We start from the raw sequence: 21,299 nt of genomic DNA on the forward strand, positions 1-21,299 counted from the left end.
GTTCGGGGCCCGCCTCGGCGCCCAGCCGGCGCGCTGGACAGGCCTCCCATATTAGCGTGCAGGCGCACGCCCCCGTCAAATTCGGCGTGGGTGTAGCAGAGGTAATCCCGTCCCGCAACCGTAATGCTCACGCGTTGGTGAGGGTCACGACACACGAATTCAAGGGCTTAGCCCCAACTCACAAAACTGCGACACTATGGGGCCGCAATGCTGGCCGCATTGCCGCAGGTTTTCATGTCCGCGCCAGTCGAAATTGGTGAATCACGCCGGTTCAACGCCCGGAACCGGCAAGCCTTCCAGGACTTTGAGCGGCCGCCGCACCACCTCGCGCAGCCCAGGTTTCGTGGGCGCGTAGACCTGTTTTGACGCCTCCACCATAAGCACCCCGCCCGAGAGCCACGGCAGCACCGTCCGGCCCGCCTTTTCCCAATAGGGTGCCGTGCGCAGCCAGAACCGCTTGTGCGAGGGCGGGGCGTAGAGCGCGGAGAGATGCCGCTCGGTGGTAAAGGCATGCTGGCGCAGCTGCCCCTCCAGCTGGCTCAGCGAATAGGGGTGGCCGTAGCCGAAGGGCGTGACATCTCGCCGCGCCCAGAGCCCGCCGCGCGACGGCACGATGAAGATCACCCGCCCGCCGGGGCCCAGGACGCGCCAGCATTCCTCAAGCAGGGCCGCCGTGCTGTCGGAGGTCTCGAGTCCATGCATAAGCACCAGCTTGTCGACCATACCAGTGGGGATCGGCCATTGCGTCTCCTCGGTCAGGACCGAGGTGTTGGGCATCCCCGCGGGCCAGGGCATCACTCCCTGCGGCGCGGGCATCAGCGCGATCACCCGCCGCGCGTCTGACAGGTAGGGTCTGAGCAGCGGCGCCGCGAAGCCGAATCCCACCACCGTCTGCCCCTTCGCCTCGGGCCAGAGCGCCAGCAGCCGGTCGCGCACGGCCTTCTGAGCCGCGCGGCCCAGGCCGGTGCGATAATAGAAGTTCCGCAGGTCGAGCACGTCCAGATGCACCGGGTTCCTCCTTGGCGCCGCCCGCGGCCGCGCCCTTGCCCTCGGGCCGGTACGGGCTACAGTCGGCCCGAAGCATAGCCGAGAGAGCCGGAAACGCCATGCCGCTGACCATCGTCACCGTCCCCTGCCTGAAAGACAACTACGCCTTCCTGCTGCATGACGCAGCGACAGGGGCCGTGGCGGTGGTTGATGTCCCCGAGGTGGGGCCCATCGCGGCCGAACTCAAGGCCCGCGGGTGGAGCCTCTCGGACATCCTGATCACCCATCACCACGACGATCACATCCAGGGCGTGGCCGAACTTGTTGCCGCCACCGGCGCAAAGGTCACAGGCGCCGCGGCGGACGCGCATCGCCTGCCGCCGCTGGACCGGGCCGTGGCCGAGGGCGACCGCGTGACCGTCGGATCAGAGGCCGGCGAGGTCATCGACGTCTCCGGCCACACACTCGGCCATATCGCCTTCCACTTCCCCGCCTCGCAGGCCGTCTTCACCGCCGACAGCCTGATGGCGCTCGGCTGCGGCCGTCTCTTCGAGGGCAGCCCGGAGGTTATGTGGCAGAGCCTCTCGAAGCTCGCCGCCCTGCCGCCGGGAACCACCGTTTGCTCCGGCCATGAATACACCGCCTCGAACGCGAAATTCGCCCTGACCATTGACCCACAGAACGCCGCGCTTATCTCCCGTGCAGAGCGGGTGGCGGCGGCGCGTGAGCGGGGCGAGCCGACGGTGCCCTCCACGCTGGCAGAAGAGCTCGCGACCAATCCGTTCCTCCGCGCCGGCCGCGCGGAGATCAAGGCCGGCCTCGGCCTGGACGGTGCGAGCGATGCCGAAAGCTTCGCCGAAATCCGCCGCCGCAAGGATCGTTTCTGAGCGGTGCGCGGCGGCAGGCAGGCCAAAACCGGGGCAAACCGATCACAATTTGCCCGAATGCCGAATAATCCAACGCCGCCCCGAAAAAACCCTTGAAGCGCGCCGAAAACCACCGAACTTTAATCTTATGAGGCCAATGGTTGGACGGGGTCTCTGCCCCCTCCGACCGTCAGGATAGGAGCACGCAGGTGCCGTCATTTTCCAATACCCTCGAGCAGGCGATCCATGGCGCTCTGGCCCTCGCTAACGCGCGCCGCCACGAACTCGCGACCCTTGAACACCTTCTTCTCGCGCTGATCGACGAACCGGACGCGGCCAAGGTCATGCGTGCCTGCTCTGTCGACCTGGAAGCGCTGAGGCGTACGCTGGTCGATTTCATCGACGACGATCTGTCGACCCTGGTGACCGATGTCGAAGGCTCCGAAGCGGTTCCCACCGCAGCCTTCCAGCGGGTGATCCAGCGCGCCGCGATCCACGTGCAAAGCTCCGGCCGGACCGAGGTGACGGGCGCCAACGTCCTCGTCGCCATCTTCGCGGAGCGCGAGTCGAACGCGGCCTATTTCCTGCAGGAGCAGGACATGACCCGCTACGACGCGGTGAACTTCATTGCCCATGGCGTCGCCAAGGATCCCTCCTTCGGCGAAACCCGCCCCGTCAGCGGCGCCGAGCCGCAGCAGGAAGCCCCGAACACCAAGGCCGAACCCGGCGAGGCGAAGGAATCGGCACTGTCGAAATACTGCGTCGACCTCAACGCCAAGGCCCGAAAGGGCGACGTCGATCCCCTGATCGGGCGCGAGCTCGAGGTCGAGCGCTGCATCCAGGTGCTCTGCCGCCGCCGCAAGAACAACCCGCTGCTGGTCGGCGACCCGGGCGTCGGCAAGACCGCCATCGCCGAAGGCCTTGCCTGGAAGATCGTGAAGTCGGACGTGCCGGAGGTGCTTTCGGGCGCCACCATCTTCTCGCTCGACATGGGCGCGCTGCTGGCCGGCACCCGCTACCGCGGCGATTTCGAGGAGCGGCTGAAGGCCGTGGTCAAGGAGATGGAGGAGCATCCCGACGCCATCCTCTTCATCGACGAGATCCACACCGTGATCGGCGCCGGCGCCACCTCGGGCGGGGCGATGGATGCCTCGAACCTGCTGAAGCCCGCGCTTCAGGGCGGCCATCTGCGCTGCATGGGCTCCACCACCTACAAGGAGTTCCGCCAGCATTTCGAAAAGGACCGCGCCCTGTCCCGCCGGTTCCAGAAGATCGACGTGAACGAGCCGACGGTGGACGATTCCGTGAAGATCCTCCTCGGGCTGAAGCCCTATTTCGAGGAGCATCACGACATCCGCTACACCCAGGATGCGATCCGCACCGCGGTGGAACTTTCGGCCCGCTACATCCATGACCGCAAGCTGCCCGACAAGGCGATCGACGTGATCGACGAGGCCGGCGCCGCCCAGCACCTGCTGAGCGAAAGCAAGCGCCGCAAGACCATCGGCCCGAAGGAGATCGAGGCCGTGGTGGCCAAGATCGCCCGCATCCCGCCGAAGAATGTCACCAAGGACGATGCCGAGGTGCTGCGCGATCTGGAAAAGAGCCTCAAGCGCGTGGTCTTCGGCCAGGACAAGGCGATCGAGGCGCTCAGCTCCGCGATCAAGCTTGCCCGAGCCGGTCTGCGCGAGCCGGAGAAGCCGATCGGCAACTACCTCTTCGCCGGGCCGACCGGCGTCGGCAAGACCGAGGTCGCCAAGCAGCTCGCCACCACCCTGGGGGTCGAGATGCTGCGCTTCGACATGTCGGAATTCATGGAGAAGCACTCCGTGAGCCGGCTGATCGGGGCGCCTCCGGGCTATGTCGGCTTCGACCAAGGCGGCGTCCTGACCGACGGCGTCGACCAGCATCCGCATTGCGTGCTGCTTCTGGACGAAATCGAGAAGGCCCACCCGGATGTCTACAACATCCTTCTGCAGGTGATGGACCACGGCAAGCTGACCGACCACAACGGCCGGACGGTGGATTTCCGCAATGTGATCCTGATCATGACCTCCAACGCCGGCGCGGCGGAGATGGCCCAGTCGGCCATCGGCTTCGGCCGCACCCGGCGCGAGGGCGAGGATACGGCGGCGATCGAACGCACCTTCACGCCGGAGTTCCGCAACCGTCTGGATGCGGTGATTTCCTTCGCGCCGCTTTCGAAGGACGTGATCCTGCAGGTGGTCGAGAAGTTCGTCCTTCAGCTCGAGGCGCAGCTGATGGATCGCAATGTCCATATCGAGCTGACGCCGGAAGCCGCCGCCTGGCTGGGCGAGAAGGGCTACGACGACAAGATGGGCGCCCGCCCGCTTGGCCGGGTGATCCAGGAGCACATCAAGAAGCCCCTGGCCGAGGAACTGCTGTTCGGCAAGCTGATGAAGGGCGGCGTGGTCCGCGTCGCGGTGAAGGACGACGCGATCGAGCTGCAGGTGGAAGAACCGGGCCGCGCCCGGATCGGCACCGGCAACAAGCCGCGCCTTCTGACCGCCGACTGATCGAAGCAACGGCCCCTGCGCGGTCCGCCGCGCGGGGGCTCTGCCCCCGTACCCCCGGGATATTTCCAGACGGAAAATGACGGGTCCGCCGAGGCGGGGCTCAGGTATCCGCTTCGCCTGATTTGTCGCCGAAAAGGCCCTGCAGGCCCCGCGCCAGGATGTTGGAGACCTTTGGCTTCGGTAGCGCCCGGAACGGTAGGGGCCGGCAGACCTCCAGCGCCGCAACGCCCACGCGCGCTGTCAGCGCGCCGTTGACAACGCCCTCGCCGAAGCGCCGCGAGAGTTTCGACAGCACATGCCCCCCGGCGATGGAATGCACGAGGTCGTCGCCCACCGCGACGGCGCCCGTCGCGACCAGATGCGTCATCACAGCCCGCGTCAGCCGCCAGCTTCCAAGCACGCCCGACCGCCCGCCGTACAGTTCCGCGATCCGCCGGATCATCCGCAAATTCGCCGCCAGCGCCGTGACCACATCGGCCAGCGCCAGCGGCACCAGGGCCGTCACGCCCGCCACCTGCCGGGCCGAGGCCTCGATCTCGCGGCGCGCGGCGGTGTCGAGAGGGCCGAGAAGCTCGCGCTCCGCCAGCTCGATCAGGCCGTCGGCGTCCAGCACCTCGCCCTGCCGTTCGTCGAGCGTCTGCCGCCCCCAGGCAAGCTCCCCCCGCCCGGCATAAAGCGCCGAGAGCCGGCCGACGATGTGCCGCGCGGCCTTCAGATCGCCCAGTCCGGCCGCGGCCTCCGCCTCCGCGCGGATGCCATCGACCCGCCGGAGACGGGCGAAGGCCGCAAGCTCGCGCAGCGCGATCAGCAGCAGCACCGCGACAAAGACGGCCACCAGCGCCAGCGCCGCGTAACCCAGCACAAGGTTCCGCGCCAGAAGCCCGGTGACGAAATTCCAGGCTGCCACCGAAAGCACGAAGGAGAAAAGCGCCGAGAAGGCGGCCCAGAACCACCCCGTCAGCCGCGAGCGGGGCCGCGCGGCGATCCGCACCGCGCCCTGCATCGCCGCGCCCGAGACCTCCGGCACCGGCGGCGCGGCGCCGGGATCGGCCGCCTCCTCCATCTCGACCACGAGGGGCCCTTTGCGCGCGCTCATATCCCCTGCCCCCGCCTCACAACCGGTCCCCGATCAGGAACTCCGCCGCCCGGTCGAGCCGGATATGCGGCGGACCCTCGCCCGGCCTCAGGGTCAGCTTCGCGGGCGCGAAACCCATCAGTGCGAACTCGGCATCGAGCCATCTTTCCGCCCCCTGCCGCGCCGGGACCAGCAGCGCCGCCGGATCCTCCGGCAGCTCGCCGGGATACATCGCCGCCGTCCGCCCGGTCTCTGCCAGAACGCCCTTCACGCAGTCGAGCAGGGCACCGTCGCGGCTCACCTGCTCCTCCACCGTCGCGCGCAGGCTCGCGATCGACATCGCCGCGGTGCGGGCGCCGGCGAAATCCGCCCTGTCCCGGGCCTCGCGCAGCATCGCCTCCATGATCGCCGAAAGCCGCGCATGCTGGGAATGGTGCAGATGGTCTGCCTTGGTGGCGGCGAACAGGATCCGCTCCACCCGCTTGCCGCGCAGAAGCTCCGCCAGCCAGGGGTTCCGCCCGGGCCGGAACGCGCCGAGGATCTCCGCCATCGCGCGGCGCATGTCCTCCACCGCCTGCGGCCCCGCATGGATCGCGCCAAGCGCGTCGACCAGCACCACCTGCCGGTCGATGCGCGAGAAGTGGCTGCGGAAGAACGGCCGCACCACCTCGCGCCGATAGGCATCGTAGCGCCGCTCCATCTCGCGCCAGAGCGTGCCGCGGCGCGGCTGATCCGGCCGCGGCATCGGCGCGAAGGTCAGCACCGGCGAGCCGGCGAGCTCTCCCGGCAGAAGGAACCGCCCCGGCGCGCAGTCGGAATAGCCCGCCGCCCGCGCCGACTGCAGGTAGCCCGTATAGGCCGCGGCCAGGGCCTGCGCCGCCGGCTCCTCCAGCCTGCCCTCAGGGTTCGCCGCCCGCAGGGCCGAGAGATAGGCCGCCGCCTCCGGTCGCGCCTCGATCCGCCCCAGCACCTCTGCCGACCAGGTGGCATAGCTCTTCTCGATCAGCGCGAGGTCCAGCAGCCACTCGCCCGGATAGTCGATGATATCGAGATGGACGACCCGCGGCCCGGTCAGCGGCCCCGCCAGCGCGCCGAAAAGCCCGCCCGGCTGCACCTTCAGCGATAGCCGAAGCTCGCTGACGGCGCGGGTCGAGTCCGGCCAGCGCGGCGCGGGGCCGGTCAACGCACCCAGATGCGTCTCGTAATCGAAACGCGGCACGGTATTGTCCGGCTGCGGCTGCAGATAGGCCGAGAGGATCCGCCCCCGTGCCGAGGCCTGAAGCTGCGGCATCCGCGCCCGGTCCATCAGGTTCGCGACGAGCGAGGTGATGAAGACGGTCTTGCCCGCCCGGCTCAGCCCGGTGACCCCAAGCCGGATCACCGGCTCGAACAGCGCTTCGGAGACCGCCCCAAGCGCCCCTTCGACGCCGCGCGTCACCCCGTCCGCAATCGTGCTGATGACCACGCGCCGCCCCGTCTGACCTTCCCCCAACATAGGCGGCGGCGCGGGCGCTGTGTAGGCCCCGCTTGCCAAGGCCCATGCCGCGCGCTAGGCCCCCGCCCATGCCGAGATACGCGCTCAGGATCGAATATGACGGGGCCCCGTTCAACGGCTGGCAGCGCCAGGCGGGCCAGCCCTCCGTCCAAGGCGCCGTAGAGGGCGCGCTGGCGAAGCTGGAGGCGGGCCTTCCCTCCATCGCCGCCGCCGGGCGAACCGACACGGGCGTCCATGCCACCGGCCAGGTCGCGCATTGCGACCTCTCGCGCGACTGGGATCCGTTCCGCCTGCAGGAGGCGCTGAACTACCACCTGAAGCCCGCCCCGGTCGCCGTACTCGCCGCCGCGCGGGTGGGCGACGACTTCCACGCCCGCTTCTCGGCGATCGAGCGGCGTTATCTCTTCCGCCTGCTCGCCCGCCGGGCCCCTGCGACACTGGATCGCGGCCATGTCTGGCAGGTGACCCATCCGCTGGCCCTCGCGCCGATGCAGGAGGCGGCCGCGCATCTCCTCGGCCTGCACGATTTCACCACCTTCCGCGCCGCCCAGTGTCAGGCGAAATCGCCGGTGAAGACGCTGGACGAGATCACGGTGGAGGCCATCCCCGTCCCGCATGGGACCGAGTTCCGCTTCCGCCTGCGGGCGCGCAGTTTCCTTCATAATCAGGTCCGATCCATCGTCGGCACGCTGGAACGCGTCGGTGCCGGGGCCTGGACGCCGGGCGACGTGAAAGACGCCCTCGAGGCCCGCGACCGCGCCGCCTGCGGGCCGGTCTGCCCGCCGCAGGGCCTCTGCCTCGCCGGGGTGGGCTACCCATCCGATCCCTTCGCCTGAGGCCCCCCTCCCGCCGGCCCTCATTTGCCCCGGCGCGGGCGCTCGGCCAATCGTGAGTTGATGTCACCGGGCCGCGCCGCTAGCGTCCAGCGTCACCAAAGGAACTCTCCCATCCCGATGCCTGGACAGAAATCCCGCCAGACCCGCCGCGCCGCCCTCGCCACGCTCGGATCGGGGCTCGCCCTCGGTCTGCCGGGCGTGGCCTTGGCAGAGCGGCCCTGGAACAACGACAACATCGCCGGTGCGATGGGCGATCTGAGTTTCACCCTTACCCGCGCCGAGGACGGGCGCGAGGTGACGGCGCAGGACTACCGCGGCAAGGTCACGCTGCTCTATTTCGGCTATACCTTCTGCCCGGATATCTGCCCGACGACGCTGGCCAATGTCGCCACCATCCTCGAGAGCCTCGGCAAGGAGGCAAGCGATGTCCGCTTCCTCTTCGTCACGGTCGACCCGAACCGCGACACGCTGAAGGTGCTGAAGGATTACGCAGCCGCCTTCGCGCCGCAGGTGGTGGGGCTGCGCGGCACGGCGAACCAGCTCGCGCGTCTCGCCCGGCGCTACCACACGACCTACTCCGTCCACCCCTCGCCGGATCCGTCGGAGTACAAGGTCACCCACAGCTCGGCGATCTACGTCTTCGACCAGAAGGGCAAGATCCGGCTGCTGATCACCTCGCTCGCCTCCGCCAAGCCGAAGATCAAGGGGACGGAGCGGGATCTGCGCCGCCTGATCGCGCAGGGGCCGGGGCGGGGCTTTTTCGGCTGGCTCGCCGGCGGGCTCTGACCCGCCGCGCGCGGGGCTATTTGCCCATCGCGTTCTTTACCGGGAAATCGGCGGTGATCGTGCCGCCGCCCGCAAATTTGAGCGTCATCGGCACCACCTTGCCCGGCCTCACCGCGTCGGTGGGCTTCATGCACATGATGTGATAGCCGCCCGGCTTGAAACTGACCGCGCCATGCGCCGGCACCTTCACCTTTTTCACCGGAACCATCTTGTCCACGCCGTTCTGGCTGACCGACTGATGCAGCATCGCCATGCCGCAGCCCGGCGAGGCGGCGCCGACCAGCGCCACATCCGCGTCGCCCGTGTTCTTCAGCGTGAAATAACCCGCGGCCGGCCGCACCGGCACCACCATGCGAATCCACTGGCCCGAGATCTGCAGGTCGTGCACCCCAGCCTGCGCAGCAGGCGCCGCACAGAGAACCCCCGCCACCAGCGCCATGCCCGCGCAAGCGCCCGGAATGAACGACATGCTCCGCATCGAAAGACCCCCCGTTTCCCTTGCGAGCGGTACGCTAGCCGATCGCCGGAACCGGGCCAATGGACGTTTCGTCGCGTTCGCCGACGCGCCCGCGCAGGGGGCCCGGCCTCAGGCCGCGACGCTGCCCAGAACCCGGGCCAGCGCCGTGCGGATCTCCTCGATCGAGCCCATGGCGTCGACCCGATCAAGCACGCCGCGCGCCTCGTAATAGGCGATCAGCGGCGCGGTCTGGGCGTGATAGGCATCGAGCCGTGCCCGCACCGTCTCCGCCTTGTCGTCGCTCCGGCGCTTGAACTCAGTCCCGCCGCATTTGTCGCAGGTCCCGGCGACCGCGGGCTGCTTGAAGTGATCGTGATAGCCCTCGCCGCAGGCCGCGCAGGTGTAGCGACCGGCCACGCGATCCACCATCGCCGCATCGTCGACCTCGAGAGAGACGACCGCGGTCACCCGCTGCCCCATGCCCGCCAGCAGCGCGTCCAGCGCCTCGGCCTGCGCGATATTGCGCGGAAACCCGTCAAGCACCACGCCCTGACCCAGGTCCGGATCCGCCATCCGCTCCTTCAGGACCGCCAGCACGATCTCGTCGGAGACGAGGCCACCCGCCTCCATCACCGCCTTGGCGGCAAGCCCTGCCGCCGTGCCCTTGGCCACCGCGCCGCGCAGAAGATCCCCGGTCGAGAGCTGGACGAGGCCATGGCCCTCCTCCAGCATCCGCGCCTGGGTGCCCTTCCCGGCCCCGGGCGGGCCGAGAAGAATGACGACCGCCGTGTTCGGCTTGCTCATGTACCCCCCCGATTCATGCGGTTGTCGATCAAATCATCGACAACGGAAGGATCGGCCAAAGTCGAGGTATCGCCAAGCGCGCCGTAGTCATTTTCTGCAATTTTGCGCAGAATCCGGCGCATGATCTTGCCCGAGCGGGTCTTCGGAAGCCCCGGAGCCCATTGAATCAGGTCCGGCGAGGCGATCGGGCCGATCTCGGTACGGACCCATTTCACCAGATCCTTGCGCAGCTCGTCGCTGGGCTCCTCGCCATGCATCAGGGTGATATAGGCGTAGATGCCCTGGCCCTTGATCGGGTGCGGATAGCCCACAACCGCGGCCTCGGCGACCTTGGCATGGGCGACCAGCGCGCTTTCGACCTCGGCCGTCCCCATCCGGTGGCCCGAGACGTTGATGACGTCATCGACCCGGCCGGTGATCCAGTAATAGCCGTCCTCGTCCCGGCGGCAGCCGTCGCCGGTGAAGTAATAGCCCTTGTACTGCTCGAAGTAGGTCTTCTCGAAGCGCTCGTGATCGCCCCAGACGGTGCGCATCTGCCCCGGCCAGCTGTCGGCAATGCACAGAACGCCCTCCACCCCGTTGCCCTTCTGGACGGCGCCGGTATTGGCGTCCAGCACCTCGGGCTTCACCCCGAAGAAGGGCAGCGTGGCGGAGCCCGGCTTCGTGCCGATCGCACCCGGCAGCGGGGTGATCATGTGGCCGCCGGTCTCGGTCTGCCACCAGGTGTCGACGATGGGGCGAGCCTTCTTGCCGATATGCTCGTCGTACCAGACCCAGGCCTCCGGGTTGATCGGCTCGCCCACCGTCCCCAGCACCTTCAGCGAGGAGAGGTCGTATTTCGCCGGCCATTCCGGTCCCTGCCCCATCAGGGCGCGGATCGCTGTCGGGGCGGTGTAGAACTGGTTGACCTTGTATTTCTCGATCGTCGCCCAGAACCGCCCGGCGTCCGGATAGGTCGGCACGCCCTCGAACATCACGGTGGTCGCGCCGTTGGCGAGCGGACCGTAGAGGATGTAGCTGTGCCCGGTCACCCAGCCGACATCGGCGGCGCACCAGAACACGTCGCCCGAATGATAGTCGAACGTGTATTGATGCGTCATCGAGGCATAGGTGAGGTAGCCGCCCCCGCTATGCACCACGCCCTTCGGCTTGCCGGTGGAACCGGAGGTGTAGAGGATGAACAGCGGATCCTCCGCCCCCATCGGCCGCGCAGGGCAATCCGGCGCCGCGTGGGACATGAGGTATTTGACGTCCACGTCGCGCCCGTCGATCCAGCTGATCTGGTCGCCGGTATGCTTGACGACGAGGCAGCGCACCTTGTCCGAGCAATGCAGTAGCGCGGCATCGGTATTGGCCTTCAGCGGCGTCCGCCGCCCGCCGCGCGGCGCGCTGTCGGCGGTGATCACCAGCTTGGCGCCGCAGTCGTTGATCCGGTTGGCCAGCGCATCCGGTGAGAAGCCGGCGAAGACCACCGAATGGATCGCGCCGATCCGCGCGCAAGCGAGCATCGCATAGGCTGCCTCGGGGATCATCGGCAGGTAGATGATGACGCGGTCGCCGCGCATCACGCCCTGGCTCAGCAGCACGTTGGCGAAGCGGCAGACCTTGTCGTAAAGCTCGTTGTAGCTGATGTGCAGCGCCGGGTCGGTCGGCTCGTCGGGCTCCCAGATGATCGCGGTCTGGGTGCCGCGGGTCTTCAGATGCCGGTCGATGCAGTTCGCCGCGACATTCAGCACGCCGTCCTCGAACCACTTGATGGACACCTTGCCCAGCTCGAAACTCGTGTTCTTCACCTTGGTGAAGGGCGTGATCCAGTCGAGCCGCTTGCCTTGCTCCCCCCAGAAGGCATCCGGGTCAGAGACCGAGGCCTGGTACATCTCGGCATATTGCGCGGCCGTCACATGCGCTGCGGAGACGATCGCCTCCGGCACCAGCTTCGGTGCCACCTTCAAATGCTCGGTCATGGGCTCCTCCTCCTCAGGCCAGTGCCGTCCCCCTCAAGGGCATATCCCAGCCAGCCGCCAGGCGGAAAGCCGGATCGAATGCCGGTGCGCACTCTAGCCGACTGTCAATCATATGATAACCCTCTTCTACAAAAAGCTTTTTCTGTGAAAATATTCACAAGTATACAATTGCATTCGTAAAAGTGGCAGCGACCCGTCTGGCCTTTTCACGGAAAATCAGACGCTTGCCGCAACGTCAGGCCCTGAAAATTCCGCCCTCGGTCCACACCGGCGCGGTCGCCCCCCGACGATGGTCGAATTTGCCGCAGCCGGTGGGCCGGCGGGGGGCGGCCGCCGCCCGGGCCCCGACCGCCGGCGCCCGGCCGAATCGCCCATTGCCGCCCGACCCGCCCGGTCCTAGCCTTGCGCCACCATGCCAGAGCCCGCCTCCCCGATCCGCCCGACCGATGACGAGGCCCGCGCCCTCGCCCAAAGGCTTCTCGACGCGGCCCGCTTCGCCGCGCTGGCGACGCTGCACCCCGAAACCGGCGCGCCCTATGTCAGCCGCATCGCGCTCGGCCGCGCGCCGTCCGGGGCGCCCGTCACGCTGGTCTCGACCCTTGCGCTGCACACCACCGCCCTGCGCGCCGATCCCCGCGCGGCGCTTCTGATCGGCGAGCCGGGGCCCAGGGGCGACCCGCTCACACATCCGCGCCTGACGCTCAACGCCCGTGCCCGCTTCGTCGCCCGCGACGACCCGGCCCATGCCGCGATCCGCGAAAAATACCTGGCCGAGCACCCGAAGTCGAAGCTCTACGCCGATTTCGCCGATTTCGGCTTCGTGTTGTTCGAGGCCGAGGGCGCCGCGCTCAACGGCGGCTTCGGAAAGGCCTATGCGCTGAGCGCGGAAGACCTCGGCCTCGGCTGAGATGCGGCCGCGCCACGGGCGTTCAGTTCGGATTGTCGATCCGCGCCGTCACCAGCATCTTGCCCGCCACCGCCACAGGCCAGGTCAGCGCCACCTGCTGGCGGCCCGCGCCCTGCTGGGTCAGGGCATAGGGCATGTCGTGGCGTTTGGCGCCGGATCCATCCGTGATCGCCCCCTCCGCGACCATCCCGGTCACGGTGCGCGCCCAGGCCCCGAACGGCAGGTAAGCGGACGGATCCAGCGTCCAGACCGAGGCGGCGGTGTTCTGCTGGAACTCCAGCGCCACCGGGCTGACGCTCTGCTGGTTCACCCCGTTGAAGGCGTTCTTCTCGAAGACGCAGTTCCGCAGCCGCGAGAAATCCAGCCCCGCGACACTGGCATCAACCATCTCCACCCGGTCGATCGCCCCTGCGAAAGTACGAAAGACGTTGTTCGACACCGACAGCCCCTGGATGTAATGCCCCGCCCCCTTCGGCGCGACGACGATCCAGCGGAAGCTCGGCGCAACATCGTTGGCGGTGAAGAGGTTGCCGGTCACCGTCAGCCCGCCAAACGAGTATTCAGAGGAAAATCCCGGCGCCGGATCATGCTCGTTCGACCATTCGATGAAACAGTTGTCGACGTAGTTCGCCGTGATCGTGGTCTTGATGTTCAGCCCGGTCAGCACCACGCCCGCCAGCCGCACGCCGTCGCTCTCGTCGTCGCCCTGGAAGAAATGGTTGCCGATCATCGTGTGGCCGGTGCCGTTCAGCACCGCGAAATGCCGGAACCGCACGACCCGGCTGTCGCGGATCTTCGTGTCGTTGGCATTCACGTTCAGCGCCACCGAGGCGCGGTCCTGCGCGCGCATCGCCTGCTCGTTCGACAGGAATTGCGTCTCGTCGATCAGCATGCCCTGGCAGCCGGTCCCGATCGAGGTGATCGCCCGGTCCTTCGGCTTTGTGAAGACGCAGCCGGAAAAGCGGAAAATCGAACCGGACGGCGGCAGCATCACCGCCGATCCGTTGCCGGAACAGTCGAATTCCAGATCGGTGATCTCGAACTTGTCGAGCCGCGCGATGCCGGAGAAGTCGAGCGCGTATTTGAACCGCCGGAAGGAATAGCTCTGCACCCCGGCCGAGCCCCAGAGCGGCTGCGACAGCGTCACCGTCCCCGCGCCCACGTTCACCGCCGCGACATAGACCTCGCGACCCACGCCGGTGCCGGTCACCAGCGCCCCCACCGGGATCTGCGAGGCGTTGGCGATCCCCGTCAGCGTCGTCGGCGCGCCCACCGGGTCATAGGAGGCAGTCGCCGTCGCGGTCACGTCGTCCCAGGCGCTGCCGGGCGACAGGCTCAGCTGCCCGTTGCTGATCACCCGGCGGATGGAGAAGCTGTCGGAAATGCCCGTGACCGCCGCCACGTCGATCGGCTCGGTCACCTGCACCTGCCGCCCGCCGAGGTCCAGCGCCGAGTGATCGGTGAAATAGAACAGGGCCTGCAGCATCCGCTTGAACCCCTCCATCTCGGATCCGAACGCCGCCGTGTAGGTGTCGAGGTCATAGCTCCGCGTGCAGGACAGCCGCATTGCGGCGGGCATGGTGATCCCACCCTCGAACCGCACCGGGTTCTCGAAGGTCACATTGGAGCCGAGGTAGTAGCTCCCCGCCGAAACCAGGACCGCGCGTCCCGCCGCCGCCGCGTCCGCCGCCTCGAAGGCCGCGGCATCATCGGTGATCCCGTCGCCCTTCGCGCCATAGTCGCGCACGTCGACCCAGTCCATCAGCTTGCGGGAGAAGACGCCGGTTACATCCTCGATCCTGAGGTCGTCGATCCGCACCACCCCTCCGGTCGGCCCCGTCAGGTCCAGCCCGAAGTGCCCGAAGGTCGGCGCCGTGCCCCACGGCATGTCGACGCCCTGCCGGTTGCCGACGCCGACGATGGCGGCCACCTCCACCACCTCGCCATAGGCGCTCAGTGTAACCTGCGGACCGGCGAGCGGGACCGTGCTCACCGCGCCCGCGCCATTGCCCGCCCAGGCGCCGATCCGGACCGTCGGCAGATTGCCCGACATGGCCTTCACCCGCGCGCTGATCCGCAGGTAGACCCCCGGCAGCATTGGCGTGTCACCGGTGTAGCGCAGCTTCTGCGTGGCCGATGTCTTGGTCAGTTCCAGGCAGCCCGCGAAATCCTGGTCCGCCGGCACATAGGCCGTGTTCGGCTGGCTGTCGTAGCTGCCGGAGCCCGGCGTTCCGTCCTCGTAGGACCAGACCCCGAGCCCGGCCGAAAACGGCGCCGGCATCAGCGCCACGCCGTCGGTGATGGTAATGTCCATGATTGCCCCCTCGTCTCGCCCTTCGCGGGCGGCCGGACCGGGCGCGCGGCGCCGGGCAGAGGCCCAGCGCAAAGTATCATCGCGTTCTCATGATGACGTCGCACCGGGCCGACTGCCCAGACCCGAGAGCTAGCAATCCAACCTTGGTGATTGGTTAACCGGGCGCACGCCGCCCGGGACTCAGACCCCCGCGCCGGTCTGCGGCACCAGCCAGACGCCGTCGATCTTCCAAGCGCCGCCGACCTTGACCATGCGGTAGTCGAGCAGCCATCCCCGCCCCGCCGCATCGACCGCCAGAATCCGCTCCACCTCGGCGCCGTCCTGCCGGCGCAGGCCGAGGTAGGTCACCCGCGACGGGCGCCAGACCATCGGATAGCCGCCCTGAACCATGGCGCCGAAATTCTGCGGTGTCTGGAAGATCCCCCGGATCGTCGGCGAGGCATAGGTGAACGCCTGTTCGAGGTCGTCCGCCCGGAACGCCGCGATCTGGTCGCCGATCACGGCCCGGATCGCGCCCTGCGCGGGCTGGGCCAGCGCCGGCGTGCTGCCTGCCAGCCCGAAAAGCATCGCAACGACAAGCATCCGTCTCATACCGGCCTCCGTCTCCGCGTGGCCCAGAAGATAGCCCGCCGCGACATCGCGGCAAGCGCGCGGCCATTCCCGCGCGCCCCGCCCCGCGCTAGACTGCGGTGAAAGGAGCTGCCCCGTGGCCTATGCCTTCGCGCTGGAAGACCGGACACTCGCGCGCGGCGCCCGCCGCATCGCGCTGGAGCAGGTAGGCCACGCCCTCGACCAGATCGACCGCCCCAGCCTGCCGCAGGCCGAGGCCGTCCACGAGATCCGCAAGTGCGTGAAGAAGCTCCGCGCGCTGCTCCGCCTCCTCCGCCCGGGCCTTCCGCATCATGCGGCGCTCGATGCGCTGCTGCGGGATGCCGCCGGCCGCGTCGGCGGCCTGCGCGACGCGGCCGTCCTGCTCGACACGCTCGATGCCCTCTCCCCCCGCGGCTTCCCGGCGATCCGCGCCGCCCTTGCGGCCGCGCCGATCCTTGCGCCCGAGGCCGCCGAAGTGGCCCTGGCGACCTGCCACGCCGACCTCGTGGAAGCCCGCCGCGCCCTGAAGAAGCTGAAGCTCGCAGGCGAGGGGGATAGCGTGCTGGAGGCGGGCCTCGCCGCCACCCTCCGCGAAGCCAAGACGGCGCTCCGCGAGGTCCTGCACGACCCCGACAGCCCGGCGATCCACACGCTCCGCAAGCGGGTGAAGGACCACCTCTACCAGTCTCGTCTTCTTATCCCGCTCTGGCCCGAGATGCTGGAGCCGCACTGCGCGGTGGCCGACGCGCTCGGCGAGACCCTCGGCCTGGTGAACGACATCGCCGTCTTCACCGAGGCCCTGTCCCGGATCGACCTGCCCGAGGCAGAGCGCGAGGCCGCCCTCGCCCTTGCCCGCACCCGGCACGACCGGCTGATGCTCGCGGCGCTGCCCCGCGCCGCCCGCCTGTTCGCGGGCGACCCGAGCGATCTGGCCGAACGCTGGTGCGCCTGGTGGGCGATCTGGCAGGCCGAAGCGGGCTGAGATCAGCCCAGCTTGCCGGCTATCCCCGCCTCGATCAGCGCGATCGATTCCGCCACGCCGTAGAGCGCGATGAAGCCACCGAAGCGCGGCCCCTGGCTGGCGCCCAGGCAGACCTCGTAAAGCGCCTTGAACCAGTCGCGGAGCGGTTCGAACCCGTGCTCCTTGCCGACGGCATAGACGATGTTCTGCAGCTCCTCGGGGTCATGCGTGTCGCCCTCGGCCTTCAGCCGCGCGACCAGATCCTCCATCGCGGCCTTTTCCCTCGCATCGGGCGCGCGGAAGGCCCGTGTCGGCGCCACGAAGTCGCGGAAATATCGCACCGCGAATTCCGCCGCCTGGTCCAGATCCGGGTTCGCCTCGGGCGAGGCCTCGGGCGCATAGCGCTTGATGAAGCCCCAGAGGCCGGACTTGTCGCTGGCCCCCGCGACGCTTGCGAGGTTCAGAAGCATCGAGAACGGCACCACCATCCGGCTCTCCGGCGGGGTGCCGCCATGGATGTGCCAGACCGGATTGGCCAGCTTGCCCGCCGCATCCTGCTCCGGATAGGCGCGCAGTTGCTGGTGATACTCGTCCACCGCCTTCGGGATGACGTCGAAATAAAGCCGCTTCGCCGTCTTCGGCTTCTGGAACATGTAGTAGCTCAGGCTCTCGGTCGAGGCGTAGGTCAGCCATTCGTCGATGGTCAGCCCGTTGCCCTTCGACTTCGAGATCTTCTGCCCGTTCTCGTCGAGGAAAAGCTCGTAGGTGAAATGCTCCGGCGCGCGGCCGCCCAGCACCTCGCAGATCCCGTCATAGATCGGCGTGTTGGTGGAGTGGTCCTTGCCGTACATCTCGAAATCGACGCCAAGCGCCGCCCAGCGGGCGCCGAAATCAGGCTTCCACTGCAGCTTCACATGGCCGCCGGTGACGGGCAGCGTGATCTCGTCGCCGTCCTCGTCGTCGAAGGTGACGGTGCCGGCCTTGGCGTCGACATGCTTGATCGGCACGTAGAGCACGCGGCCCGACTTCGGGCTGATCGGCAGGAAGCAGGAATAGCTCTCCTGCCGCTCCTCGCGCAGGCTGGCCAGCATGATCGCCATGATGTCGTCATAGCGCTCGGCGGCCTTCAGCAGCACTGCGTCCAGCTTGCCGGTCTTGTAGTAGTCGGTGGCCGAGGCGAATTCATACTCGAACCCGAAGGTGTCAAGGAACCGCCGCAGCATGGCGTTGTTGTGGTGTCCGAAGCTCTCGAACTTCTCGAACGGGTCGGGGACCGAGGTCAGCGGCCGCTGCAGGTTCTCCTTCAGCATCGCCGGGTTCGGCACGTTGTCGGGCACCTTGCGCATGCCGTCCATGTCGTCCGAGAAGACCAGAAGCCGCGTCGGGATGTCCGAGATCTCCTGGAACGCCCGCCGGATCATCGAGGTCCGCGCGACCTCGCCGAAGGTGCCGATATGGGGCAGCCCGGAGGGGCCGTAGCCAGTCTCGAACAGGACATAGCCCTTTTCCGGTGGCGCCGCCTCGTAGCGTTTGAGGATCCGCCGCGCCTCTTCGAAGGGCCAGGCTTTCGACGACATCGCAGCTTCACGCAGGGCGCTCATTCGGCAGGCTTTCCTTAGCGCGGGCCCCTTGCCCGCAAGGCCCGTTCCCTAGGCGAGCAGCCCCCGGAGGTCAATATGGCCGCGCCTCAGCCCCGCTTGTGGTAGAGCGCGCCATAGGCCGATGGCCGGAAACTGTCGAGCGCGCTCTCGGTGTAAGTGGCCCGCTCCAGCCACTCCGGGTTGACCTCCCCCCCCCAGCCCGGCGCTTCGGAAACGGTCACATGCCCGCCCTCCACCGCGAAGGGGGTGCCAAGGAAGAGGTCCCGCTGCCAGGGGTAGTAGTCGTCCCCCTCGATCGAGAACTCCAGGTACTTGCCCGCATTCGGCAAAGCCTTCAGCAGGTGCATCGTGCAAAGCGTGACCAGCGAAAGGTTCGCGGCATGCGGCGTGCAGGTCATCCCCGCCTCCGCGGCCATCTCCGCCACCAAAAGGCTGCGGGCGATCCCGCCCATGTACATCACATCGGGCTGCACCACGTCGACGGAATGCAGCGCGATCATCCGCCGCCAGGTGGCAAGGTCCCAGTCCTGCTCGCCGCCGGTCACATCGATCTCCAGCGCGGCGGCGACCTCGGCCGAGGCCTCCAGCTCCCAATAGGGCACGGGTTCTTCGTAATGGCCGATGCCGCTGTCCTGCAGCAGATGCCCCACCTCGACCGCCCGGCGCACCGAGAAGCCGGAATTGGCGTCGACCAGCATCTCCACCGAGCCGCCGAACGCCCGGGCCATATGGGCGATGATCGCCTCGGTCCGGCCCGGCCATTCGTCGACGTCCTGCCCGCACTCCGCGCCGATGCGGAACTTGATTGCGTCGAACCCCTGCTCGCCGATCAGCCGGTTCATCCGCTCGGCCTCCGCCTCCGGCGTGATGTCCCGCTTCATCGAAGAGGCATAGGCCCGCAGCCTGCCCGGCGTCCCGCCCAGAAGCGAGACCACCGGCTTGCCCTCCTGCCGCCCCTTCAGGTCCCAGAGCGCGGTGTCGAGTCCGGCAAGCGCCCGGCATCGGTAGGAGCCGGGGAACTTGTGCTCCTTCCGCTCGATCAGCCGCACGAGGCCGGCGATATCGCCCGCCTCCGCGCCCAGCGCCCAGGGCGCGATCTGGCGGTGGAACACCTGCGCGGTAATATCGGCGTTGTAGGTCGAGGTCTGGCCCCAGCCGAAGGCGCCATCGTCCGTCGTGACCCTTACGAAGGCCACGAACTCGTTGGCGAAGGTCTCAAGACGCGCGATCCGGCTCATGGCGACACTCCCTGGCTGCGATGCGCGGGCCCCGGAAGGCCCGCGACTTGGCTTACCTGCCGGCCTCGGCCGCCTTCTGCAGCAGCGTCAGGCAGAATTCCGTCGTCTGCGCCATGTCCTGGACCGAGATCCATTCCAGCGGCCCGTGGATGTTCTGCATCCCGGTGAAGAGGTTCGGCGTCGGAACCCCCATCTCGGTCAGGCGCGACCCGTCGGTGCCGCCCCGGATCGGGACGGAGACCGGCTCCATCCCCATCTCCCGCGCCGCATCCCGCGCCAGCTCCACCGGCGTCATGTCGTTTTCCAGCCAGTAACGCATGTTGCGATACTGCGGCCGGATCGCGCAGGCGATCTGCGCCCGCGGCTCGCCCGCCTGCACCGTCTCGCAGACCTGCTTCAGCAGCGCACCCTTGGCGGCCAGCCCGTCCAGCTCGAAATCCCGGATGATCAACTTGATCTTCATCGCCGAGGAGCCGCCGACCATCTCGGTCGCATGGATGAAGCCCTCGCGCGCGTCCGTCACCTCCGGCGTCATCGTCGCCTGCGGCAGCGTCGCGATGATCTTGGAGGCGAGGTGGATCGCATTCACCATCTTGCCCTTGGCCTGGCCCGGATGGATCGAGACGCCGGCGACGGTGATCTCCGCCGCGTCGGCCGAGAAGCTCTCGTATTCGATCTCGCCCACCGCGCCGCCGTCGAACGTATAGGCGAAATCCGCGCCGAGGTCCTTCGGCAGCTGGCTGGTCACGCCGCGGCCGATCTCCTCGTCCGGGGTGAAGGCGATGCGCACCGGCCCGTGCGGGATCTCCGGATGCTCCAGCATGTGCCGAGCCGCGGTCATGATGATGGCGACACCCGCCTTGTCGTCCGCGCCCAGCAGCGTCGTGCCCGAGGCGGTCACGATATCGTGGCCGACCTTCTCGGCAAGATAGGGGAACTCGGTGGGCGACAGCACCAGCGCCGGATCATCGGGGAAGGTGATCTCGCCGCCGTTGTAGCCCCGCACCACGCGCGGCTTGACGCCGGTCGCGTTGAACTGGGGTGCGGTGTCAACATGGGCCAGAAGCCCCACCGTCGGCCCCGGCGCGGTGCCCGGGATGGTGGCCAGGACGACGCCGTAATCGGTCAGCGTGACGTCCGCGGCGCCGATCGCCTTCAGCTCCGTCTCCAGGAGCCTGAGGATATCGAGCTGGATCGCGGTGCTGGGCGCGCCCGCGCCCTCGTCGTCGCTCTGGCTGTCGATCGCCGCATAGCGGACGAGCCGCTCCTCAAGTTCCTGATTGAACCCGTTTTCCATGGCCCCTTCCCCCTGTGTTTTCCGGCAGATGGTCCGCTCGCCCGGCGGAAGTCAAGGCCCCCGCCCTTGCCCGGCGCGCGCCCCGCCTCTATCTTGCCCGCGCCAGCTGGAGAACCGCCATGAGCCTCGATACCGCCTCCCTCACCGCCCAGGACGCGCTCGTCGCGCTGATGATTGCCGTCTCCGCCTCCGACGAGAATATCCGGACGGTCGAGCTGGTGATGATCGAGGGCGTGGTCACGGTCCTGCCCGTCTTCTCGGGCTACGACAAGGACCGCATCCGCCGCGTGTCCGAGATCGTCTTCGACCTCTTGGAAGAGGAAGACGGCCTCGACGCGCTCTTCGGCCTTCTGCGCGACGCGCTCCCCGAGCGGCTGAACGAGACGGCCTACGCGCTGGCCTGCGACATCGCCGCCTCCGACGGCAAGCTGGGCCAGGCGGAGCTGCGGCTGCTGGAGGAGATCCGGGAAGAGCTGAACCTCGACCGCCTCCACGCCGCCGCGATCGAACGCGGCGCCCGGGCCCGGTTCATCTCCGCCTGATCCCCGTCCCGGGTTTGGCGGGTTTGGAGGCCGCCCGCGGC

At 68.2% G+C, this 21,299-nt stretch carries 18 protein-coding genes; 7 read left to right on the forward strand and 11 right to left on the reverse strand.

The genetic code is table 11. The annotated features are described in order from the left end of the window. Positions 1-261: 261 nt before the first annotated feature. Positions 262-1,008 (reverse strand): class I SAM-dependent methyltransferase, encoded by a 747-nt coding sequence (locus tag EIP85_RS15515; protein ID WP_127903123.1) that lies wholly within the window; start codon positions 1,006-1,008, stop codon positions 262-264. A gap of 98 nt (positions 1,009-1,106) precedes the next feature. Between EIP85_RS15515 and gloB the strand changes: the two genes are divergently transcribed. Beyond that, a complete protein-coding gene (gene gloB / locus EIP85_RS15520; protein WP_127903124.1) occupies positions 1,107-1,874 on the forward strand; it encodes a hydroxyacylglutathione hydrolase in 768 nt (255 codons plus the stop codon). Between the two features lie 188 nt (positions 1,875-2,062). Beyond that, the gene (clpA, locus tag EIP85_RS15525; protein WP_127903125.1) at positions 2,063-4,390 is read left to right on the forward strand and encodes an ATP-dependent Clp protease ATP-binding subunit ClpA; all 2,328 of its coding nucleotides are present in this window, start codon (positions 2,063-2,065) and stop codon (positions 4,388-4,390) included. A 100-nt stretch (positions 4,391-4,490) separates the two neighbouring features. Here clpA and EIP85_RS15530 read toward each other — a convergent pair whose 3' ends face one another. After that, positions 4,491-5,486, reverse strand: a complete 996-nt coding sequence (locus tag EIP85_RS15530) for a YcjF family protein (RefSeq protein ID WP_127903126.1) — start codon at positions 5,484-5,486, stop codon at positions 4,491-4,493. A 16-nt stretch (positions 5,487-5,502) separates the two neighbouring features. Continuing rightward, the gene (locus EIP85_RS15535; RefSeq protein ID WP_127903127.1) at positions 5,503-6,930 is read right to left on the reverse strand and encodes a YcjX family GTP-binding protein; all 1,428 of its coding nucleotides are present in this window, start codon (positions 6,928-6,930) and stop codon (positions 5,503-5,505) included. Positions 6,931-7,028: 98 nt separating this feature from the next. On the opposite strand from EIP85_RS15535, the gene truA reads away from it, so the two are divergent. Further along, positions 7,029-7,796: a tRNA pseudouridine(38-40) synthase TruA gene (gene truA, locus EIP85_RS15540; protein WP_127903128.1), complete on the forward strand. Its 768-nt coding sequence runs from the start codon at positions 7,029-7,031 to the stop codon at positions 7,794-7,796. A gap of 117 nt (positions 7,797-7,913) precedes the next feature. After that, positions 7,914-8,582 carry an SCO family protein gene (locus EIP85_RS15545; RefSeq protein WP_164871758.1) on the forward strand — a complete coding sequence of 223 codons (669 nt, stop codon included), beginning with the start codon at positions 7,914-7,916 and terminating at the stop codon, positions 8,580-8,582. A 16-nt stretch (positions 8,583-8,598) separates the two neighbouring features. On the opposite strand, the gene EIP85_RS15550 is transcribed toward EIP85_RS15545, so the two are convergent. The 3 genes from EIP85_RS15550 to acs form a co-directional block, all read right to left on the reverse strand. After that, on the reverse strand, positions 8,599-9,021 hold the full coding sequence (locus tag EIP85_RS15550) for a copper chaperone PCu(A)C (RefSeq protein ID WP_164871759.1): 423 nt from the start codon (positions 9,019-9,021) through the stop codon (positions 8,599-8,601). A gap of 147 nt (positions 9,022-9,168) precedes the next feature. Continuing rightward, entirely contained in the window at positions 9,169-9,843 is a 675-nt protein-coding gene (locus EIP85_RS15555) for an adenylate kinase (RefSeq protein ID WP_127903131.1), read from the reverse strand. After that, positions 9,840-11,807, reverse strand: a complete 1,968-nt coding sequence (acs, locus tag EIP85_RS15560; RefSeq protein ID WP_127903132.1) for an acetate--CoA ligase — start codon at positions 11,805-11,807, stop codon at positions 9,840-9,842. The genes EIP85_RS15555 and acs overlap by 4 nt, the downstream gene beginning before the upstream one ends. A gap of 412 nt (positions 11,808-12,219) precedes the next feature. Between acs and EIP85_RS15565 the strand changes: the two genes are divergently transcribed. After that, on the forward strand, positions 12,220-12,714 hold the full coding sequence (locus EIP85_RS15565; protein WP_127903133.1) for a HugZ family pyridoxamine 5'-phosphate oxidase: 495 nt from the start codon (positions 12,220-12,222) through the stop codon (positions 12,712-12,714). Positions 12,715-12,736: 22 nt separating this feature from the next. Here EIP85_RS15565 and EIP85_RS15570 read toward each other — a convergent pair whose 3' ends face one another. After that, positions 12,737-15,028 (reverse strand): glycosyl hydrolase family 28-related protein, encoded by a 2,292-nt coding sequence (locus EIP85_RS15570; protein ID WP_127903134.1) that lies wholly within the window; start codon positions 15,026-15,028, stop codon positions 12,737-12,739. Between the two features lie 180 nt (positions 15,029-15,208). Next, positions 15,209-15,619 (reverse strand): DUF4864 domain-containing protein, encoded by a 411-nt coding sequence (locus EIP85_RS15575; RefSeq protein WP_127903135.1) that lies wholly within the window; start codon positions 15,617-15,619, stop codon positions 15,209-15,211. A gap of 115 nt (positions 15,620-15,734) precedes the next feature. Here EIP85_RS15575 and EIP85_RS15580 point away from each other — a divergent pair, with 115 nt between their 5' ends. Further along, a complete protein-coding gene (locus EIP85_RS15580; protein ID WP_127903136.1) occupies positions 15,735-16,601 on the forward strand; it encodes a CHAD domain-containing protein in 867 nt (288 codons plus the stop codon). Between the two features lie 2 nt (positions 16,602-16,603). Here the strand turns inward: EIP85_RS15580 and EIP85_RS15585 are convergent, their stop codons facing one another. The 3 genes from EIP85_RS15585 to pepT all read right to left on the reverse strand — a co-directional run bounded on the left by EIP85_RS15585 (position 16,604) and on the right by pepT (position 20,716). Then, the gene (locus EIP85_RS15585) at positions 16,604-18,181 is read right to left on the reverse strand and encodes a lysine--tRNA ligase (RefSeq protein ID WP_127903137.1); all 1,578 of its coding nucleotides are present in this window, start codon (positions 18,179-18,181) and stop codon (positions 16,604-16,606) included. A gap of 86 nt (positions 18,182-18,267) precedes the next feature. Continuing rightward, positions 18,268-19,419: a mandelate racemase/muconate lactonizing enzyme family protein gene (locus EIP85_RS15590; protein WP_127903138.1), complete on the reverse strand. Its 1,152-nt coding sequence runs from the start codon at positions 19,417-19,419 to the stop codon at positions 18,268-18,270. A 52-nt stretch (positions 19,420-19,471) separates the two neighbouring features. Further along, on the reverse strand, positions 19,472-20,716 hold the full coding sequence (gene pepT, locus EIP85_RS15595; RefSeq protein WP_127903139.1) for a peptidase T: 1,245 nt from the start codon (positions 20,714-20,716) through the stop codon (positions 19,472-19,474). A gap of 119 nt (positions 20,717-20,835) precedes the next feature. Between pepT and EIP85_RS15600 the strand changes: the two genes are divergently transcribed. Next, positions 20,836-21,258: a tellurite resistance TerB family protein gene (locus tag EIP85_RS15600; RefSeq protein ID WP_127903140.1), complete on the forward strand. Its 423-nt coding sequence runs from the start codon at positions 20,836-20,838 to the stop codon at positions 21,256-21,258. Positions 21,259-21,299 lie beyond the last annotated feature (41 nt).

The organism is Solirhodobacter olei, assembly GCF_004010155.1.
Taxonomy (GTDB): domain Bacteria; phylum Pseudomonadota; class Alphaproteobacteria; order Rhodobacterales; family Rhodobacteraceae; genus Solirhodobacter; species Solirhodobacter olei.

Excerpts from the sequence above, each read along its gene's own strand:
- gloB (WP_127903124.1), top strand. The coding sequence starts at position 1,107 with ATGCCGCTGACCATCGTCACCGTCCCCTGCCTGAAAGACAACTACGCC.
- EIP85_RS15530 (WP_127903126.1), bottom strand. The coding sequence starts at position 5,486 with ATGAGCGCGCGCAAAGGGCCCCTCGTGGTCGAGATGGAGGAGGCGGCC.
- truA (WP_127903128.1), top strand. The coding sequence starts at position 7,029 with ATGCCGAGATACGCGCTCAGGATCGAATATGACGGGGCCCCGTTCAAC.
- EIP85_RS15545 (WP_164871758.1), top strand. The coding sequence starts at position 7,914 with ATGCCTGGACAGAAATCCCGCCAGACCCGCCGCGCCGCCCTCGCCACG.
- EIP85_RS15550 (WP_164871759.1), bottom strand. The coding sequence starts at position 9,021 with ATGGCGCTGGTGGCGGGGGTTCTCTGTGCGGCGCCTGCTGCGCAGGCT.
- EIP85_RS15555 (WP_127903131.1), bottom strand. The coding sequence starts at position 9,843 with ATGAGCAAGCCGAACACGGCGGTCGTCATTCTTCTCGGCCCGCCCGGG.
- acs (WP_127903132.1), bottom strand. The coding sequence starts at position 11,807 with ATGACCGAGCATTTGAAGGTGGCACCGAAGCTGGTGCCGGAGGCGATC.
- EIP85_RS15565 (WP_127903133.1), top strand. The coding sequence starts at position 12,220 with ATGCCAGAGCCCGCCTCCCCGATCCGCCCGACCGATGACGAGGCCCGC.
- EIP85_RS15570 (WP_127903134.1), bottom strand. The coding sequence starts at position 15,028 with ATGGACATTACCATCACCGACGGCGTGGCGCTGATGCCGGCGCCGTTT.
- EIP85_RS15575 (WP_127903135.1), bottom strand. The coding sequence starts at position 15,619 with ATGAGACGGATGCTTGTCGTTGCGATGCTTTTCGGGCTGGCAGGCAGC.
- EIP85_RS15585 (WP_127903137.1), bottom strand. The coding sequence starts at position 18,181 with ATGAGCGCCCTGCGTGAAGCTGCGATGTCGTCGAAAGCCTGGCCCTTC.
- EIP85_RS15590 (WP_127903138.1), bottom strand. The coding sequence starts at position 19,419 with ATGAGCCGGATCGCGCGTCTTGAGACCTTCGCCAACGAGTTCGTGGCC.
- pepT (WP_127903139.1), bottom strand. The coding sequence starts at position 20,716 with ATGGAAAACGGGTTCAATCAGGAACTTGAGGAGCGGCTCGTCCGCTAT.
- EIP85_RS15600 (WP_127903140.1), top strand. The coding sequence starts at position 20,836 with ATGAGCCTCGATACCGCCTCCCTCACCGCCCAGGACGCGCTCGTCGCG.